Genomic DNA, 18,600 nt, shown 5'->3' with positions numbered 1-18,600 from the left:
TCAGGTATGTTAATTGCTTCGAGCAGTTCCTGGGCCCTTCACCACGCCTGATCTAATCACAATGCCTATTTCCCGTCCCTACCGGATTGCCTTTCTGACCTCGACTGACCCGCACAGTCGTCGCTCATGGTCCGGGCTGCACTACATGATAAGCCAAAGCTTGGGAGCCCATGTAGGAGAAGTTGACTACCTGGGCCCGGTAAGCCTACGCTTTTTGTTTGCCCTCGGCGACCGGGTAAATAAGTTAGTGGGAAAGATTGCGAATGGGCGGCGCTACCAATACAGTATCAGTGTATTAACTTCCCTGTTGTACGCGGGCGTATTTGCGCGAAAACTGAAAAAGGGGAAGTACGACCTCATATTTGCACCGGCGGGTTATACCGAGTTTGCCTTTTTAGAAACAGAGTTGCCAATCGTCTACTGTTGCGACTCTACCATCACGCAGCTGATCGACTACTACCCGGGCCTGTCCAGCCTGCTACCCATTTCCAAGCGCGAGCTGGCTTATATTGAGCAGCGGGCAATTACTAGGGCTGACTTGCTGATTTACTCTTCCCAGTGGGCAGCCAACTCAGCTATTAACGATTTTCGGGCCCCAGCCAGCAAAGTAGAGGTGGTGCCGTTCGGGGCGAACTTTCCGGTAGTACTACCCCGCCAGGAAGTGCTGGCCCGGCCAAGAACACCGCAATGCAAGCTGTTATTTGTGGGGGTAGAATGGAACAGGAAAGGCGGCGAAATTGCCTTCAACACACTGGTGGAGTTGAATAAGAGGGGCGTGGATGCGCACCTAACAATTTGTGGATGTGTGCCACCAGCTGGATTTACGCACGAAAAACTGATGGTAATACCGTTTCTAGATAAGAACAAAGAATCAGAAATGCAGCGCATGGTGCAGCTATACAAAGAAGCTGACTTCTTCCTGCTGCCAACCCGTGCCGAGTGCGCTGCCATTGCCTTCTGCGAGGCCAGCTCCTTCGGGGTTCCGTCCTTTACCACAGATACCGGAGGCATTGCTGATTTTGTGGAGGAGGGCATCAACGGCTACCGGCTGAGCTTACAAGCTACAGGAGCCGATTTTGCCCAGGCCATTCAGGCTGTCTTTGAAAACCCGGTGCTATATCAGCAACTCAGGGTTTCGTCCAGAAATTTGTATGAAGAAAAGCTGAACTGGCAGCAGTGGGGAAAAACAGTCCGGCTGCTGCTGGAAAAGCATCTGCCGCTTGCCGGCGCCCCAACTCAGAAACGATAAGGGCCATTTACAGAAATTACTGCTTTACGCCGCAGTAAGAAATACGCTCAGCCTATTACCAATATCCCGCATGAACATTCTCGTCGCTGTTGAAGAATTACGCATCGGAGGTGCCCAAACATTTGCCCTCCGACTAGCGCAAGCTTTGCATGAGGCAGGCCACTGCGTATTTCTTTACAATATGTACTGGCAGTACACCGAGCATGACTTGGTAAAACGGCTGGCTCCAGATGTTGAGTTGCTGCAGTATAACCCCGTGAGCAAGTCATTGGATAACCTGCTGCTCCGTTCAGACGGCTGGATGCAGCGGCATGGGCACAGTTCGGCGCTACGCCTGGGTAGTCTGCGCAAACACCTGAAGCAGGTTATCGAGGAGAAAAATATTCAGGTCATTAGCAGCAATACATTCAAAGCCGACCAATTGTGCGCGCAGGTGCTGCGCGAGCTGCCTCACATTCCGCTGGTAGTAACCATGCACGGCGATTACGAACAGTTTCTGAGTGCCTACCAGCAAGGACATATCCACGCCATTCCCAGCTATATACAGTTACTTACCGAAACAGTCGGCCGTATTAACGGGGTAGCGTACCTGTCCGAGCAGAATCTGGAAGCCTTACGACCCACCGTTGTTGGAGCAGTTACAGGTCATATTCACCTCAAGCAGATCTATAACGGTCTGGAAGGTCGCTTCTCGGATGAAGCCGCCTACTTCACCCGCAAGGCACTGGAGGTGCCTGCAGAGGCGCTGGTTTACGGAATGGTAGCCCGAGGAGTACCAGAAAAAGGCTGGGTTCCGGTTATTCAGGCTTTTCAGCGGCTGCAAAAGGATGTGACGCGCCCCCTCCGGCTACTCCTGATAGGAGCCAGCCAGTTTGTGGATCAACTGCGTAAAGAATATCAGAGTAATCAGGATATACAGTTTCTGGGTTTTATAAATAACCCTGTAGATTGTATTGCCTCCCTGGATGTTGGTATTTTAGCTTCTTCCCTGAAAGAGAGCCTGCCAAATTCCATCGCAGAATACTTATTCTGCGGTAAGGCTGTTATCTCAACCAACGTAGGAGAAATCCAGCGGATGATCCGCACCGACGATGACCATGAGGCAGGTATTCTGATTGATTTTCCAACGGAGGGGCTAGCGGATGCTGATCAGCTCTACCAAGCCATGCTTCAGTACGCTACCAATGAGTCTCTGCTTAAGCAACACCAGACCTGGGCCCCTGATGCCTTTGCAAAGTTTAATATGGACCGTTGCGTAGCCGCCTACACTAGTTTGTATCAAGACTGTTTGAACGCGATGCACACTGCGGCACTGGTTTAAGAGTTGGCTTGGTCTTTTGACATGTTGAGCACGGTATTCAAATAAGTGCTAGGAGCAGAATGCAAGACAATATAACTGGTACTATGGGGAAACCAATCCGGGAATAAGATAAAAGCAGTAAGGCCCATGTAGACTAACAAGGAGTGATAACGACCAGTCAGAAGCCCCTTATATCAGCCGTCTGCAGCCCATTCACTTAGTTGGGAAGGCCGGTAGGTTGTGAGTGAAAGCGTGCTGCTTCTGCCAAAAGCCAGTATCTTTGCCGGAAAATTTCTATATGCTGGCTTCTAAGAAACTGCTACTGCTTATTCCCAACCTGGGGTTCGGGGGAGCACAACGGGTATTTCACGATCATAGTGTTGAGCTTGCTAATCACTATACGGTAACCGAAGCCGTGTTCAATATGGACGAGGGCAACATCTACCCCAGCGAGAATAAGCTGGTAAGCCTTGCCGTAGATGGAGGGGGCAATGCTCTTGACAAAATTCAGAATTTTGCCCGACGAATCGCGCGGCTGCGGAACCTCAAGCGCGAGTTGAAAACGGATGTGTGCGTTAGTCATCTGGAAGGAGCCGACTACGTGAATCTGCTAAGTAAAGGCGCTGAAAAAGTGGTGCTGTGTATTCATGGCTCTAAGCTGCACGATGGCAACATCAACGGGGTCGTAGGCTGGGTGCGGAAAAAGCTTCTGATGCCTAGCCTGTATAACCGCGCTGACCGGATCATTACTGTAAGCCGGGACATCAACCCGGAACTGGTGGAAAGCTTCGGCGTTAAACCCGAGAAGATTCAAACCATCAACAACTTTTTCGAAGTCGGCCAGATTGAGGAAAAAGCCCGCGAGTCGCTCTCTGCGGCTGAGCAGGCCGTGTATAATGCAGCGCCCGTGCTTGTAACGTCGGGACGGCTGGCTATTCAGAAAAATCAGGCCCCTCTGCTGGTTATCTTCGCTGAGCTGCTGAAGCGCCGGCCGGCCAAGTTGGTATTTCTGGGCGACGGAGAGTTGCGCAACGATTTAACTCGCCGGGCCCGGCAGCTGGGTCTGCGGGTGTACGAGGCGTGGAACGAAGAGATGATGACCCCGGACTATGACGTATATTTCCTGGGCACTCAGAAGAATCCCTTCAAGTATATTCGGCCCGCTTCACTCTTTGTGTTTCCCTCGGCCTGGGAAGGCTTTCCAATGGCGTTAGGGGAGGCCATGATTTGCGGAGTGCCCCCAGTTACAACGGACTGCCCAACCGGTCCGCGCGAAATTCTGGCTCCTACCACCTGCACTCCGCGTCAGCCAATCCGGGAGGCGGAAACCGCCGAATTTGGCGTGCTGATGCCCATGCTCAATCAGCCGGCCAGCCTGCCTGCCGATCAGCAGGTATGGGCTGCCACTCTAGACCGCCTGTTGGGTAATGCGGCAGAGCGTGATCGGCTGGGCAAATTAGCCAGTCGGCGCATGCAGGACTTTAGCCGGGAAAAAATATTCCAGCAGTGGGTGGCGGTTCTAGACGACGTACTTGCTAAGTAGGCCAGTAACCGTTTCGTATTGTCACAAGCCGTAGGCTAGGCAGAATCATATTTGCAGGTAACAGATTAAGTAAAGCAGCAGCGGTCCTATGAGCCAATTTTTTTCAAATGAACCGTTAACCGATATTTGGCGATACCGCGAAAGCGGCTATGCGGAAAAGCTGGTGAACCATGTTCTGGCTGCTGCTGGAGAAGAGTGGGAGGTCTATCTGCATCTGGAACTGAGTCGTTGGAAGGGACAAGATCTACAAATCCAGCCCAGCCATCGGAAGAAGGTAGTGATCTGCATCGGCGACGAGTCGGCCCGTACGGACTACCCGTTCCGCGACCAGGTAGACCTTATTTTCCGCATGTATCTGCCCCAGAACCAGCAGGGCAATATATTCCATATTCCAGTGGGGCCTAGCCGGGAATTCAGGCCGGACGCAATAATTCCAATGCACGAACGAGCACATAATGTCTTCTTCTCGGGTAATTTACACGGCGGGCGGGCTGAACTGTACCGGGTTCTGGCTGGCGCACCTCCGATGCCATTTGCCTTACTGCACCGCCTACGCTGGCTGTTGGGTGAAAACCTAGATAAGAACTTTTCCGACTCCATCATCCGGTTCAGTAGGGGCTTCCACAACGGTATTTCTCCCCAGGAATACGCCCAGTACATCGGCAATAGCAAAATCGTGCTTTGTCCTGCGGGTATTGAAAACCCGGAAACCATGCGGCATTTTGAGGCCGCTAGCCTGGGATGTATCATCCTGACCAAGCCTCTGCCTGACGCGCACGTGTACCGAAATGCTCCTTTTATCGTGCTGTCATCGTGGCGGGAGCTTAAGCCAATGGTAGATCAGCTGCTACGTGAGCCCAACAGAATGCAGGAGCTGCATGTGGCTACGTTGGAATGGTGGCGCTCAACCGCCTCGGCGGAGGCCGTAGCGGCCTACATGCTACACAAAATGACCACTGCTGAGGTAGGCAGTCAAAACTAACTAGTCCAGTGGTGCATTCTTCCTCTTCGGATTTCCTGCCTGTCGTCCTACTGATTGATAGCTCCCGGGCCGTTACTGGCGCCTTAAATGCAATTCGGCACGCCACCGGGCCGCTGCAAACACAGTTTCGCTTTATTTATGTAGTGCCTTCGGGCAGTACGGCGCGGCCATTGCTGGAGCAGGATGGCTACCTAGTGCACGAATTGCCCTTTGTGGAAATTAGCCGACGCAAGGCCGAACTGTTGCGCTACCTGCCCATGCTGCTGCTAAATGGGTGGCGCCTGCACCGGCTGGCCAAGCGTAGTGGGGCGGCTATAGTGCATCTTAATGACTTCTATAATCTGACGGGCTACGTAGCCAAACTCTTGAGCTTTGGGCGGTTGCGGGTAGTCACGCACGTGCGGTTTCTGCCTCAAAGCCTTCCTCAACCCTTTGCGCGTACATGGCGGTGGTTTGGAGAGCAATTTTCCGACAGAGTATTATGTGTCTCAGAAGCAGTGCGACGTTACTTCGGTGCACATTACAAGGTGCAAGTTGTGTTTGACCCCATTCCAGGGAAGGAGCAGTACCTTGCTCCAGTAGTCCCTAATATTCGGCTCGATAACACGGTTCAGTTACTATACTTGAGCAATTATATTCAAGGCAAAGGTCAGGATTTAGCCGTGCGAGCTTTTCAACGTGCCTATATACAAAACGATAGACTACGTCTGACATTTGTGGGCGGCGATATGGGCATGGTCAAGAATCGGGAGTTTCGGCAAAAGCTACAGGATTTCGTACAAGCAAATGATCTTACTGATATAGTGCGATTCGAAGGCTTTGTGTCAGATGTAGAAAAGGTAGTTAAAGAGGCTGATATTCTGCTGAACTTCTCTGAATCAGAGTCCTTTTCTTTAACATGTCTAGATGCCTTGTACTTCGGTACGCCACTTATAGCTTCTGACTGCGGTGGGCCGTCTGAGCTATTTGAGCATAGGCATTCAGGCTGGCTGGTGCCTAACCGCGATATAGCTGCCATGGCAACTGCCATCACTACGCTGGCAGCTGATGCTACAATGCGGACGCGTTTTGCGGCAGCAGGCCGGAAATTTGTTCGTTATAAGTTCCGGCCCGCTGCTACGTACGAGAAACTTGGCCAAGTGTATAGGGAGGTAATAGCTAGCCGTTAACCTCGAAATGGTACTTTATAAAAGTCATAAATAGCTTTTACTATACAGTTCTGTTCCTCAGGCATTAGATCATGGAATAAGGGAAGGCGAATCAAGGTGCTGGCGTAACGTTCGGCATGTGACAATGTGCGCCCGTCATGCTGAGACTGGTAGAACGGACTTTTATGAAGCGGTAGGTAATGAAATACTGCCAGAATATGTCGTTCACGCAAGTGGGCCAGCAGCGCGTCTCGTTCTGCTTCATGCTTGCACAGCAGGGCAAAAATGTGCCAATTAGGCTGAGTGGCAGTTATCTCTGGGAGTAAGCGAAATGCCCCGGAAGCTGCGAGGGGCGCAAGGGTTTCTGCGTAGTACTCCCAAAGGTGGCGGCGGCGGGCCTGGATCGTGTCAATAGCCTGCAGTTGAGCCCATAGGTAAGCCGCATTCAACTCTGAGGCTAAAAAAGAAGACCCTATATCTACCCACTCGTAGCGTGCAGCTTCGCCGCGGGAGAAAGCGGCGCGGTTGGTGCCCTTTTCCCAAAGAATTTCTGCCCGCGCCATAAAGCTAGGATCGTTAATAATAAGCATACCTCCTTCGCCGGCGCTAATATTCTTAGTTTCGTGGAAGGAGAATGCGGCCAAGTGCCCGAAAGTGCCCAGCTGTTGGCCTTCGTATCGGGCTTCAATTGCTTGAGCCGCATCTTCTACAACCCACAGGTTGTGCAGACGGGCCAGAGCGAGTAGTTCGCGCAAACCAATCAGCGGCTGTCCGCCGTAATGTACCAGCACAATGGCTTTGGTACGGGCAGTTAGTAGAGGCGCTACTTGCTGCCAATCAAGGTTAGGATGGTCAGACCCGCTATCTGCAAAAATGATATGGGCTCCACGTAAAACGAATGCATTAGCAGTAGAAGTAAAGGTATAGCTCGGCACGATTACTTCGTCGCCAGGCTGAATGTTAAGCAGTAGGGCGGCCATTTCCAGCGCATCAGTGCCACTAGTAGTCAGCAAGGCCTTAGCCACTCCGTAGCGCTGTTCGAAAAACTGCTGACAGCGATGGGTAAATTCGCCGTTGCCGGAAAGCTTGCCGGCAGCTACAGCCTGTCGGATATATTCCAGCTCAGGCCCAGTAAGGTGTGGGCGATTAAAAGGGATGAACTGAGGAGGAAGAATAGAGGGGGTCATGTTGTATGTTCAGATACTACATACAGTGGACGAGCCCGCACGCACTCAAATGTTTTACCTACATACAGGCCTACGATGCCCAGCACGGTAATAAGAACTCCCGAGAAGAAGCACAGCGATACAATCAGGCTGGCGTAGCCCAGTACGATAATCTGACCTCGAAGGGCTCGGAGCAGCATCCATAGGCCTAGCCCAAACGCTGCACCAGCCAGCAGCAAGCCGAAGTAAACAGTTAGCCGGAGAGGTTTATCTGAATAGGTGAGTAAAATATCTAGAGCCAGCTGCAGACGGCGACCCAGGGAATAAGATGTTGGTCGCGCACTTTGTCCATGTGCCACAGGCAGAGAGGTTTGCCGAAAGCCAGCCCAGCGCACCATAGTTGGGAAATAGCGAGTGCTTTCCCGTAAGCGCAATACCGTATCAATGAGCCGCCGATGGTAAACACCAAAATTGCCGACATCTGGATCCTGGGACTGGCCCGTGAGGTATTCCAGCGTCCGATAAAACAGACGAGCCCCCCAGATAGTAACAGGCGAATCGGTGCGTTGTCCACGGCGGGCCAATACAGCTTCGTACCCTTCTTGGGCTTTCTGCCAAAGCCGGCTAATTTCCTCTGGTTGGTCCTGGAGGTCACAGTCAAGCACAATCACCCACTGGCCTTTACACTGGTCTAGGCCTGCGGTGATGGCATGATGCTGCCCAAAGTTGCGCGATAAGCGTAGGCCACGTACCTGCGGTATGCGCGCCGCGTGACGGCAGATTACCTGCCAGCTTTCGTCAGTGCTGCCATCATCGACCAGAATGATTTCCCAAGAAGCACCGTCTAAGGAGGCTAGCTCTGCTTCTAGTCGCGTCACCAGCTCATCCAGCACCCGTTCTGCCTGATACACGGGGCTAACAACGGAAATGAGGGGCACGAAAGTGACAAGCATACATTAGAATGATTGGGCACTAGGCTACAAGCAGGAAGTGGCTTAGAAAGCAAAGATAGTAACCCACGGATAGCATAAGCGAAGGCTGGCCATGAAGCTACCAGCCTATCGACTCCTATTCTTGTACATTTGCTATTCTATCCATAAGCGTAGTAGGTTACGCAGCGGCTTTTTACGTTGTATTTTATGCAAATTCTTTTCCTAATGCCCTACCCAACGGGGAAGGCTCCTTCTCAGCGGTTTCGTTTCGAACAGTATTTTGGCGCACTCACTAGCGCCGGGCATCGTTACCACGTCGCTCCTTTTATTTCCGATTCTACCTGGAGTGTACTCTACAAGCCAGGCCATCAGGTACAAAAGGTAGTTGGCATATTAAGTGGATTTTTACGGCGTACAACGTTGTTGTTCGGCGTATCAAAATATGACTACGTTTTCATCCACCGTGAAGCTTCTCCAATTGGTCCTCCCATCTTTGAGTGGCTTATTGCGAAAATATTGGGCAAAAAGATTATCTACGATTTCGATGATGCTATCTGGATTCCGAATACCTCTGAAGCCAACAAGATAGTAGCCGACATAAAGTGGAACCATAAGGTCGCCGACATCTGCCGCTGGGCTTACAAGGTAAGCTGTGGAAACGCTTACTTACGCGATTATGCCCAGCAGTTTAATCCTAATGCTGTCATTAACCCGACGACCATTGACACAGAACATTTGCACAACCAAGTGCGTGATCAGCAGGCGCCTGGTAAGCTAGTTATCGGCTGGACAGGTACGCACTCTACACTCAAGTACATTGAGCAGGTAGTGCCTGTACTGGCTAAGTTGGAGAAGGAGTTTGATTTTGAGTTCCGGGTCATTTCTAACCAGCCGCCCGAACTGACGTTACGGAGCTTAGTGTATCAGCCTTGGCGTAAAGAAACCGAAATAGCTGATCTGCTTGCTTTTCATGTAGGTCTTATGCCTTTAGAAGACGATCTATGGGCTAAAGGTAAGTGTGCTTTTAAAGCCCTGCAGTACATGGCTTTGGGTGAACCAGCGCTGGTTTCTCCTGTAGGTATGAATACAGAGGTTGTGCAACAGGATGTGAATGGAAATATCTGCAATACATCTGACGAATGGGAAGCTGCTCTTCGACGTTTGCTAATGGACCCTGGCCTACGCGCGCGCATGGGCCAAGCAGCACGGCAAACTATTCAGGAGCGTTACTCCGTAGTGGCCAATCGGCCTAACTTTCTTGCGTTATTTAACTGAGGTCGAAGTGCAGGTTTAGTTTTGCGCTGCGGTTGAGCCATAGACTGCATAATATACAAAGCCGAAAGGTAAAAAGGCATCAAAGGAATTTTATAGCGTACTAGAGTTCCAAAATTACCGCTGTTAACACCTACAGCAATAGCAAATATTAAAGAGAATAAAAAACAAAATGTAAGGATAGGGCGAGCAGCAATAAGTTGTAAGCTTTTGAAGAAGCCTGTGCGATAAAATAGCGTAATAGTGAGATAAATAAAGAGTGTGGCTTCTAACCCAGATAGCAACATGACTGGATTGCGAACCTCAAATAGAAAAGGCCGATACAATGCAACAACAATAGCTTGTGGGGCAACTGTGACTATAGAACTTGGGGAGCCATCAAACGTTCCAATATTGTAAGCTGATCCATTAGCAGCGTATTTTGTCAAATATTCTTGGTTTATTTTAGTGCGTTCTCCTATCTTTTCTACATCATATTTTTCATCACCTGCTGCAAGATTCGTAGCGCCTAAAAATCCGGCACCCAGTCCCATAATTAGAAATAAAGGCTTTAGCAGCACACGTAATGCAGCTGACTTTATACGCTGATTATTTTCATTAAATACCCACAGTAGTGCAGGGGGCATAAAAGATAGAAGAATATAAATTTTTACTGAGATAAGAACATATATCCCAATGCTGCCCATAATTAGAGCAGTTGGCATGTTTTTACGCACAATAAGGAAGTGGTAGAACCCGTAGAAGGTCCAGCCAAGTGCACCCATACATAGAGAGTCCTTCATTAGACCTGACCCCCAGAAGAACACAGAAGGAAGAAAGAAAACAGCAATAGCCAGCTTTTTGTAAGCCAGTGGATAAACACGCATGAACGTGAGAAACATAGCCCACATTCCGGAGAAGCTGATAACAGCAAAGAATAAACCTACTATCGTATAAGTACCGAAACATAATAATGCGCAAAATCCACCAACACGAGCTACAAAATATTCCGTTGCGGCATTATACCAGTACATTTGAGCGCTATACTTAACCGTGTCAGGGTCGTATTCTGCTTTGGCAAAGATTAATTTAATTCCTGCGGTAGGGGACTCTATGAATGCTTGATATATTATCTTGACATGCATATAATAGTTAAACGTATCGCCACCGCCGTAATAAAACTGATATATTAAGCCTAAAGAAATAGCTCCAAGAAATTTTACGGAAAGTGCCGGAATAAAATACTTTTTCGTAAGCGCATTAGTGAAACGCTTACGTACTGCAAAGGCAATTCCGTAGAATATGCCTAGATATAGTGGTGTGAGAATAAGGTCTTTGAGTTCCATACAGCACAGGTTCCGCTTACTTCTTGTTCTTCAAATACGCTTTTGCCTCGTTGTATTGTTCCGAATTGCGCTCTGACTTGTCGCGGACTACGGTGTAATAACGGACTGCAGCTTGTTGGTCTTTATCTTTCTCAGCTATACGGGCCAAGGCTAGGTTTGCGTATAGGTAAAATCCACCCGTCGTTTCGCCAGTGCTTTCTGAGAATACGATGCAACGCTGGTAATAGTCTTTGGCTTTTGAAAAGTCCTTGTACTTGTTTTGCATAAGCCAGCCCAAAAAATAGGTAGCATAGCGGCCACTTATGGCCTCATAGCCTGGTAGGCCACGATTAAGCTTGTCCAGAACTTCCCGACTTACTCGTTCACACTCTCGAAATTCTCCTTGGTTGAAGCAGACCAAGGAATAGAACCGTTGACAGTAGGCATTGTCAGGGTAAGTGGTAGCCATATAGCGCGCAATAGGCATAGCGGCTTCGGGCTTGTTCTCCTCATTAAGAAGAATCTTCATGAGAAATACTCGGGCTTCAGGACCTACGTAAAACCCATTGTCCGCTACGTTGCGAAGCTGTTGCAGGCCTAGGGCTTTGTTTCCTTTCGGGAAGAATAGCAGTACGGGTTTTAGTAAAGGATAATTATCTGGAATCCAGACAGCATAGTAGTTAAAAAGAGCCTGTCCGAAAAGAAATTCAGGGCTTAAGCCGTTGGCTTCTTTGCTGATTTCTAAATAATCAAGGGCACGTTTGGCACTTACGGTTGCTTTACGCCAGTCGCGCCGGTCAGCATGTAAGCGGCCATCGAAGCCGTAGGCCGCTGCCAGAAAAAAACACGCTTCATAATTGCGGTTGTCCGCCTGATAGAGTTTCTCGCCTTTGGTGATGGCGGTATCCATGTAAGCAAAAAACAGCTTGTCGTATTGCTTTGACTGGCTATTGGTGGGGACAATTTTCCACCAGGTGCTGAGGCCCAGCAGAAAATAGGGCATAGGGTGATTGGGGTAACGCCGCCGTAAGGAACGAAATTGCCGCTCAGCCTTATCGTACTTGAAATTGTACAGGTTATATACTGCACCTTCCAACTCCGTCTGGATGTCCTTGTCGAGCAGCAGCCAACCCTTGGTATCTACAGCATTGGGAGCTATGTCTACGTTTTCCAGCCGCACCTGCCGGGTTGTGTCCGGTAAGGCCATGCGGTCTGTATCAGATTGCTGTGCCCAAACCGTTAGCGGCAGTAGGAATAGCAACAGGATAAAACGGAGTTTTAGAATCATAATCACAACTCATGACAGCCTCAACCTTGATAAGTGTGGTAGATGAAGCCGTTCTTAGAAAAGCTAAAGTAGGACTTTTATCCTAGTTTTGGACAACTAAAGCCTTTGTTATGCAGCTTTTACAAACCCTTTGCCAGATTGCAGCACCCTCTGGCAATGAAGCGCTTTTAGCAAATTTTCTGCTAAACTACATTCATCAGCAAAAATCTAATTGGAACGCTTCTCCAACTGTTCTGAGTGGCGAAGAGTTTCAAGATTGTATTATTCTAGTATTTGGAAAACCCCGAACTGCTGTATTCGCTCACATAGACAGCATCGGTTTTACGGTTCGCTATGGACGCCAGCTTGTTCGCATAGGCGGGCCAGATGTAGAAGCCGGGTATAGGTTGGTAGGCCAGGACAGGGTCGGGGCGATAGACTGTAGGTTGGTAGTGGATGAATCAACCGGAGCACTGAGCCATGATTTCCATCGAGAAATTGAGCGAGGTACTGAACTGACTTTCTACTGCGACTTTCGGGAAACGGAAAGCACCGTTCAGAGTTGCTACCTCGACAATCGATTAGGCGTTTGGAATGCCTTAAGGCTGTGTGAAACCTTGCAGGATGGTATTATTGTTTTCTCATGCTGGGAAGAGCACGGTGGTGGATCAGTGGCCTACCTGGCCAAATATATCTATGAGAAGTATGGCGTGCGGCAAGCACTAATTTCAGATATCACGTGGGTAACGGAAGGGGTGCATCCGGGTAAAGGCGTAGTGATTTCACTGCGCGACTCGCTGATTCCGCGGCGCTCTTATATCGAGCGCATTCGGCGTATTGCGGAAGATGCCGGTATTCCGCATCAATTAGAAGTGGAAGGTAGCGGTGGGTCTGATGCAAAGGAATTGCAGCACGGGGCGCAACCCTGGGACTGGTGTTTTATCGGCGCACCAGAAGACAATGTGCACACGCCCAACGAAATCGTAGACAAGCGTGATGTTAACAGCATGCTAGGCCTGTATCAGGTGTTGATGCGGGAACTGTAGTAGGCCTAGCTAGTAGTTCTACGTGAAAAAGCCACCAAAGGAAATCTTAGGTGGCTTTTTCCTTTGGTGTTAGCCGCTAAACAAGGGAAAGATGTATGGTTGGTTCTGAAAGCTTGAGGATTAGGTAATAAATTCTATTTTACCCTCCCAATCGTTCTTTCTCTGCTTTCAACCCAACACCTCATCCTATTCCCACCGTCTATGACGAATGTTCTCTACTTGGTGCCAGCGCTCGGGGTGCTGGCTTTGTTGTATACCTGGGTGCGCTCCGGCTGGGTTAGTCGGCAGGATGCTGGCGATGCGCGCATGCAGACGATTGCCGGTTACATTGCTGATGGGGCCATTGCCTTCCTGAAGGCAGAGTACCGGGTCATGATAATTTTTGGCCTGATTGCTTCAGTGTTTTTGTTCTACCTGGGAAGTACAGGCGAAAAGTCTAGTCCCGTTATCGTCGTTGCCTTTCTAATTGGGGCGGTGTTTTCGGCATTGGCCGGCTTTATCGGGATGAAGATTGCCACCAAAGCCAACGTGCGTACGGCGCAAGCCGCCCGCACCAGCTTGAGCAAGGCCCTGAACGTTTCCTTCTCGGGAGGGTCAGTGATGGGTATGGGTGTGGCTGGCCTAGCTGTACTAGGCCTAGGCTCGCTGTTCATCGTCTTCTACCAGATGTTTGTTGTCAGCAAAAATGGCGGGGCAAATGGAGTAGAGATGGAAACAGCATTGGAGGTGCTAACGGGTTTCTCTTTGGGAGCTGAAAGTATTGCCCTCTTCGCCCGCGTAGGTGGTGGCATCTATACTAAAGCAGCCGACGTAGGCGCTGACCTAGTGGGCAAAGTAGAAGCCGGCATTCCGGAAGATGATCCGCGCAACCCCGCCACCATCGCCGATAACGTGGGCGACAACGTAGGCGATGTAGCTGGTATGGGAGCTGACTTATTCGGCTCTTATGTGGCGACTATCCTGGCTACCATGGTGCTAGGCCGGGAGGTAGTGGCGCGCGGCGACCAGTTTCAGGGCCTTTCGCCCATTTTGCTGCCGATGGTCGTTGCTGGCATGGGGATTCTGGCCTCGCTGGTGGGTATTCTGATGGTGCGGGTGAAAGAAGGTGGAAATGTACAGGCCGCTCTTAACTTGGGTAACTATATCTCGGTGCTGGTATCGGCAATTGCGTCGTTCTTCATTATTCGCTGGATGCTGCCCACCGAGGACCTCACCATCCGGGGCATCACCTTCAACTCCATGAACGTGTTCTACGCCGTAGCCGTAGGCCTAGTGGTGGGTACCCTGATGAGCATTATCACGGAGTATTACACGGCCATGGGTAAGCGGCCGGTACTCAGCATTGTGCGCCAAAGCAGCACGGGGCACGCCACCACCGTGATAGGTGGCCTAGCAGTAGGAATGGAGTCTACAGTACTTCCGATAATTGTGCTGGCGGCCGGTATTGTGCTCAGTTTTGAGTGCGCTGGTCTGTACGGCGTGGCTATTGCGGCGGCTGGCATGATGGCTACTACGGCCATGCAGCTGGCCATTGACGCCTTCGGGCCAATTGCGGACAATGCCGGTGGTATTGCCGAAATGAGTGAGCTACCCAAAGAAGTGCGCGAGCGAACCGATATTTTGGATGCCGTAGGTAACACCACAGCTGCTACGGGCAAAGGCTTTGCCATTGCCTCGGCGGCGCTTACTTCACTGGCTTTGTTTGCGGCGTTCATGGGTACGGCTAATATCCGCTCCATTGATATCAGCAATGCTCGCGTGCTGGCAGGCCTGTTCGTAGGGGCCATGATTCCGTTCATCTTCTCGGCGCTGGCCATTTCGGCAGTAGGCCGGGCGGCTATGGCCATGGTGCAGGAAGTGCGGCGGCAATTCCGCGAGATTCCGGGCATTATGGAAGGTACGGGTCGGCCGGAGTATGAAAAGTGCGTGGCAATTTCTACCCAAGCTGCCATTCGGGAAATGATGCTGCCCGGCGCTATTGCCTTGGTGGTACCCGTGATTATTGGGTTTGCGTTTGGGCCCGAGGTGTTGGGCGGCACGCTGGCGGGCGTAACCGTATCGGGGGTGCTGATGGCCATGTTCCAGAGTAACGCCGGCGGTGCCTGGGACAACGCCAAGAAGTCGTTTGAGAAGGGCGTGATGATTGATGGCAAGATGGAGTACAAAGGCTCTGATGCCCACAAAGCATCCGTGACGGGTGACACCGTTGGTGACCCATTCAAGGACACTTCCGGACCTTCCATGAACATCCTCATCAAGCTGATGAGCATCGTCTCACTGGTTATTGCCCCGCATATTGCCGCTCCCGAGCGCGCCGTGGTGAAGGGCGAATGGCAACTGCAAAAGGAAGCGCAAGCGCGGCCAAATGTGAAATATGCCGACGTAGCACCCAAGGCTGCGAAAGCGTTTTTCGTGGCTCAACCCAAGTCCTAAATCGAGGCTAGGCCACTTGTAGTGGCCTACACATTCCCGAAACGGTTCAGGTATTAAGCCGCCCAGCCAAACCGGCGGGCGGCTTTTTCTACTACCTTTGGGGCCATCTTCGCCAAGGGCCCTAACCCCATACGGATGCATCCGGAACATATAGCACTGCATAACAAGGAGTTTGAACCGTACCTGCCTGCTGCCCAGCTTGCCTCCGCTATTCAGGCGCTAGCAGCACGTCTTAACCAGGACTACGCCGGGCAAACGCCGCTGTTCGTGGCCGTTCTCAACGGGTCGTTCATGTTTGCGGCCGATCTGATGAAAAGCCTGAGCATCGACTGTGAGATTTCCTTCATCAAAGTAGCTTCTTACCAAGGCACCAGCAGCACCGGCAAAGTGCAGGAGGTGCTAGGCCTGTCTCAGGAAATTAACGGCCGGCATGTGGTCATTCTAGAAGACATAGTTGACACCGGCCATACCATGCGTATGCTGCTGGATACACTAGGTGCCAAACAGCCGGCTTCCTTGGAAGTAGCGACGCTGTTCCTGAAGCCCGAGTGCCTGCAGCACGAGCTGAGCCTGCGCTATGTAGGCCTGAGCATTCCGAACGATTTTATTGTGGGCTACGGGCTTGATTATGATGGCCTAGGCCGAAATTACCCCGATGTATATAAGGCCGTGTAGGCGCCGCGCCAGCTAAAATTCGCTGGTCTGCGTACAGGGGCATTCCCCCGCATTGCTTATCTTTCCCAAACACCACGTTTTCCCTTTCCTCGCGAAACTCCCCGCTTGCCATGCTGAATCTCGTGCTCTTCGGCCCTCCCGGTGCCGGCAAAGGAACGCAAAGCCAGAAGCTCATTGCCCGCTATAACCTGGTGCATCTGTCTACTGGCGACCTGCTTCGCGCTCAAATCGCGCAGGGCACGGACCTAGGCCTACGGGCAAAAAAACTGATGGACGAGGGGCTTTTGGTGCCCGATGAAGTAGTTATCGGCATGATCGACCACGCCTTGAACGCCAATAAACAGGCCGCTGGCTTTATTTTCGATGGCTTCCCCCGCACCGTGCCCCAGGCCGAAAGCCTCGACCAGTTGCTAGGCCAACATAACACCAAGGTGTCGTGCATGGTGGCGCTGGAAGTGGCTGAAGAAGAACTGGTGAAGCGCCTTTTGGAGCGTGGCAAAACCTCCGGCCGCCCCGACGACCAGGACGAAACCAAAATCCGGAAGCGCGTGACAGTCTATAATACTGAGACGGCGCAAGTGGCTGGCTACTATGCCCAACAGCAGAAATTCCATGCCCTGAACGGCATTGGAGCCATCGAAGACATCTTCGGGCAGATCTGTACAATCCTCGATCAGAACCAGCCTGCAACCACCGAAGGAAGCCGGCAGGCAACCGACGAAGTAAAAGCGTAACTTTGCCGCTGCTACCCGCTTGGGTAGTGGCAGAACCCTCTGTCATCCCGAGCATTCGGCGTACTTACGCTGAGTGCTCGGGATGCCGTTTTTTAATTGCGCGCAGTAGCATGGCTTCCAATAACTTCATCGATTACGTTAAGATTAACTGCCGCTCCGGCAAAGGCGGAGCGGGGTCGCACCACTTTTTCCGCGCCAAAGGCCTGCCCAACGGTGGTCCCGATGGCGGTGATGGTGGCCGCGGCGGACATATTATTCTGGAAGGCAGCTCCCAGCTTTGGACGCTGCTGCACCTGCAGTACCAGAAGCACTTGATTGCGAAAGCAGGAGAGGGTGGAGGCGAAAACCTGCGCTCCGGTGCCCAAGGCGACGATATTATCATTCAGGTACCCCTAGGTACTATTGCCCGCGATGCTGAAACCGGTGAGAAGAAGCTGGAAATAACGGAAGATGGCCAGCGCCTGATCCTAACGCCGGGCGGCCGCGGCGGCCTCGGCAACGACCACTTCAAATCAGCCACCAACCAAGCGCCCAGCTACGCTCAGCCCGGCGAGCCTGGCATTGACGAGTGGGTGATTCTGGAGCTGAAGCTGCTGGCCGACGTAGGCCTGGTGGGCCTCCCCAACGCTGGTAAAAGCACGTTGCTATCCGTAGTTTCGGCCGCGAAGCCGAAGATTGCGGATTACGCCTTCACCACACTTACCCCAAACCTGGGCGTAGTGGCCTACCGCGACTATAAGTCGTTTGTGATGGCCGATATTCCGGGCATCATTGAGGGCGCGGCGGAAGGCAAAGGCCTCGGCACACGCTTTCTGCGTCATATTGAGCGCAACTCTATTCTGCTGTTCATGATCAGCTGCGACTCCCCGGATATTGCGGCCGAATATGAAGTGCTGCTCAGCGAATTGCAGCAGTTCAACCCAGACTTGCTGGAGAAGAGGCGTTTGCTGGCCATTACCAAATCCGATATGCTGGACGAGGAACTGGAAGAAGAAATCCGTCAGGTACTCCCCACGGATCTGCCGACCGTCTTTATTTCCAGCTTGACGAACAAGAACATCCAGAAGCTCAAAGACCTGATTTGGGAGGCGCTGCAGCAGTCACGCCTCGATGCCGCAGAGTCTACGCGTGGTGGCTACCGTAGCAACGACGACGAACAAGAAGAAGCTTAAACAGCTTGCTTACGTAGTTCTGCCAGTACTTCTTCCGGGTCTTGCTGCGTACGGTAGCGGAAATGCAACTGTACCGCCACATTGGGTGGCAGCACTAAGTCGGGGCCTAGTAACACCGGCTGCTGCCATTGTTGGGCTAGCACTGCTATTGGTTTCTGCTCTAGCAGCGCTACCCACGTGGCCTCGCCGCCAGTAATGGAAGCTAAATAACGCTGACTGAGCACAGTTTGTAGCACTTGAGCCAGTGTGCTACCATCAGGCATACTGAAGCGGTGCGCGTGCGGAGCGTCCACATCATCGCCCATGGCTACACTGTCACGGGTTAAGTTAATGTGCATAAGGAAGGTAGAGTAAGTAGCCCGAAACTAGTGCGATAA

The 18,600-nt window shown here is 51.4% G+C and carries 16 protein-coding genes; 11 read left to right on the top strand and 5 right to left on the bottom strand.

From position 1 onward, the window contains the following. The first annotated feature begins 214 nt into the window (after positions 1-214). The 5 genes from CFT68_RS10065 (at position 215) to CFT68_RS10045 (ending at position 6,243) form a co-directional block, all read left to right on the top strand. Complete coding sequence (locus CFT68_RS10065) at positions 215-1,249, top strand: glycosyltransferase family 4 protein (RefSeq protein ID WP_170934756.1); 1,035 nt, start codon at positions 215-217, stop codon at positions 1,247-1,249. Beyond that, positions 1,221-2,570: a glycosyltransferase gene (locus CFT68_RS10060; RefSeq protein ID WP_141106511.1), complete on the top strand. Its 1,350-nt coding sequence runs from the start codon at positions 1,221-1,223 to the stop codon at positions 2,568-2,570. Before CFT68_RS10065 ends, CFT68_RS10060 begins: the two co-directional genes overlap by 29 nt. Before the next feature lie 277 nt (positions 2,571-2,847). Continuing rightward, the gene (locus CFT68_RS10055; protein ID WP_088843291.1) at positions 2,848-4,092 is read left to right on the top strand and encodes a glycosyltransferase; all 1,245 of its coding nucleotides are present in this window, start codon (positions 2,848-2,850) and stop codon (positions 4,090-4,092) included. Positions 4,093-4,180: 88 nt separating this feature from the next. Then, the gene (locus CFT68_RS10050; RefSeq protein ID WP_088843290.1) at positions 4,181-5,074 is read left to right on the top strand and encodes a glycosyltransferase family protein; all 894 of its coding nucleotides are present in this window, start codon (positions 4,181-4,183) and stop codon (positions 5,072-5,074) included. Positions 5,075-5,085: 11 nt separating this feature from the next. After that, positions 5,086-6,243: a glycosyltransferase family 4 protein gene (locus CFT68_RS10045; protein ID WP_170934755.1), complete on the top strand. Its 1,158-nt coding sequence runs from the start codon at positions 5,086-5,088 to the stop codon at positions 6,241-6,243. Here the strand turns inward: CFT68_RS10045 and rffA are convergent. Both rffA and CFT68_RS10035 read right to left on the bottom strand, forming a co-directional pair. Then, positions 6,240-7,409 (bottom strand): dTDP-4-amino-4,6-dideoxygalactose transaminase, encoded by a 1,170-nt coding sequence (gene rffA / locus CFT68_RS10040; RefSeq protein ID WP_088843288.1) that lies wholly within the window; start codon positions 7,407-7,409, stop codon positions 6,240-6,242. The genes CFT68_RS10045 and rffA overlap by 4 nt on opposite strands. After that, positions 7,406-8,341 (bottom strand): glycosyltransferase family 2 protein, encoded by a 936-nt coding sequence (locus tag CFT68_RS10035; RefSeq protein WP_088843287.1) that lies wholly within the window; start codon positions 8,339-8,341, stop codon positions 7,406-7,408. The genes rffA and CFT68_RS10035 overlap by 4 nt, the downstream gene beginning before the upstream one ends. A gap of 186 nt (positions 8,342-8,527) precedes the next feature. Between CFT68_RS10035 and CFT68_RS10030 the strand changes: the two genes are divergently transcribed. Continuing rightward, positions 8,528-9,595: a glycosyltransferase gene (locus CFT68_RS10030; protein ID WP_088843286.1), complete on the top strand. Its 1,068-nt coding sequence runs from the start codon at positions 8,528-8,530 to the stop codon at positions 9,593-9,595. Here CFT68_RS10030 and CFT68_RS10025 read toward each other — a convergent pair. Both CFT68_RS10025 and CFT68_RS10020 read right to left on the bottom strand, forming a co-directional pair. Continuing rightward, on the bottom strand, positions 9,547-10,917 hold the full coding sequence (locus tag CFT68_RS10025; RefSeq protein ID WP_088843285.1) for a hypothetical protein: 1,371 nt from the start codon (positions 10,915-10,917) through the stop codon (positions 9,547-9,549). The genes CFT68_RS10030 and CFT68_RS10025 overlap by 49 nt on opposite strands. Positions 10,918-10,933: 16 nt before the next feature. Further along, complete coding sequence (locus CFT68_RS10020) at positions 10,934-11,899, bottom strand: tol-pal system protein YbgF (RefSeq protein WP_245815333.1); 966 nt, start codon at positions 11,897-11,899, stop codon at positions 10,934-10,936. Between the two features lie 395 nt (positions 11,900-12,294). Between CFT68_RS10020 and CFT68_RS10015 the strand changes: the two genes are divergently transcribed. From CFT68_RS10015 to obgE, 5 genes are all read left to right on the top strand, one after another. Further along, positions 12,295-13,209 carry a M20/M25/M40 family metallo-hydrolase gene (locus tag CFT68_RS10015; RefSeq protein ID WP_088843283.1) on the top strand — a complete coding sequence of 305 codons (915 nt, stop codon included), beginning with the start codon at positions 12,295-12,297 and terminating at the stop codon, positions 13,207-13,209. A 201-nt stretch (positions 13,210-13,410) separates the two neighbouring features. Next, positions 13,411-15,642 (top strand): sodium-translocating pyrophosphatase, encoded by a 2,232-nt coding sequence (locus tag CFT68_RS10010; protein WP_088843282.1) that lies wholly within the window; start codon positions 13,411-13,413, stop codon positions 15,640-15,642. Positions 15,643-15,777: 135 nt separating this feature from the next. Continuing rightward, positions 15,778-16,317, top strand: a complete 540-nt coding sequence (gene hpt, locus CFT68_RS10005) for a hypoxanthine phosphoribosyltransferase (protein ID WP_088843281.1) — start codon at positions 15,778-15,780, stop codon at positions 16,315-16,317. Positions 16,318-16,427: 110 nt separating this feature from the next. After that, positions 16,428-17,051, top strand: coding sequence for an adenylate kinase (locus CFT68_RS10000; protein WP_088843280.1), 624 nt, complete (start codon positions 16,428-16,430; stop codon positions 17,049-17,051). A gap of 110 nt (positions 17,052-17,161) precedes the next feature. Next, complete coding sequence (gene obgE, locus CFT68_RS09995) at positions 17,162-18,223, top strand: GTPase ObgE (protein WP_245815332.1); 1,062 nt, start codon at positions 17,162-17,164, stop codon at positions 18,221-18,223. Here obgE and CFT68_RS09990 read toward each other — a convergent pair. After that, entirely contained in the window at positions 18,220-18,561 is a 342-nt protein-coding gene (locus CFT68_RS09990) for a hypothetical protein (RefSeq protein WP_088843279.1), read from the bottom strand. The two genes, obgE and CFT68_RS09990, sit on opposite strands and share 4 nt — an antisense overlap. Positions 18,562-18,600: the final 39 nt, after the last annotated feature.

It is taken from the genome of Hymenobacter gelipurpurascens, from assembly GCF_900187375.1.
In the GTDB taxonomy this organism is placed as follows: Bacteria; Bacteroidota; Bacteroidia; order Cytophagales; family Hymenobacteraceae; genus Hymenobacter; species Hymenobacter gelipurpurascens.
Note: the sequence above shows the minus strand (reverse complement) of the source record. Positions and strands in the feature narration are given on the sequence as shown.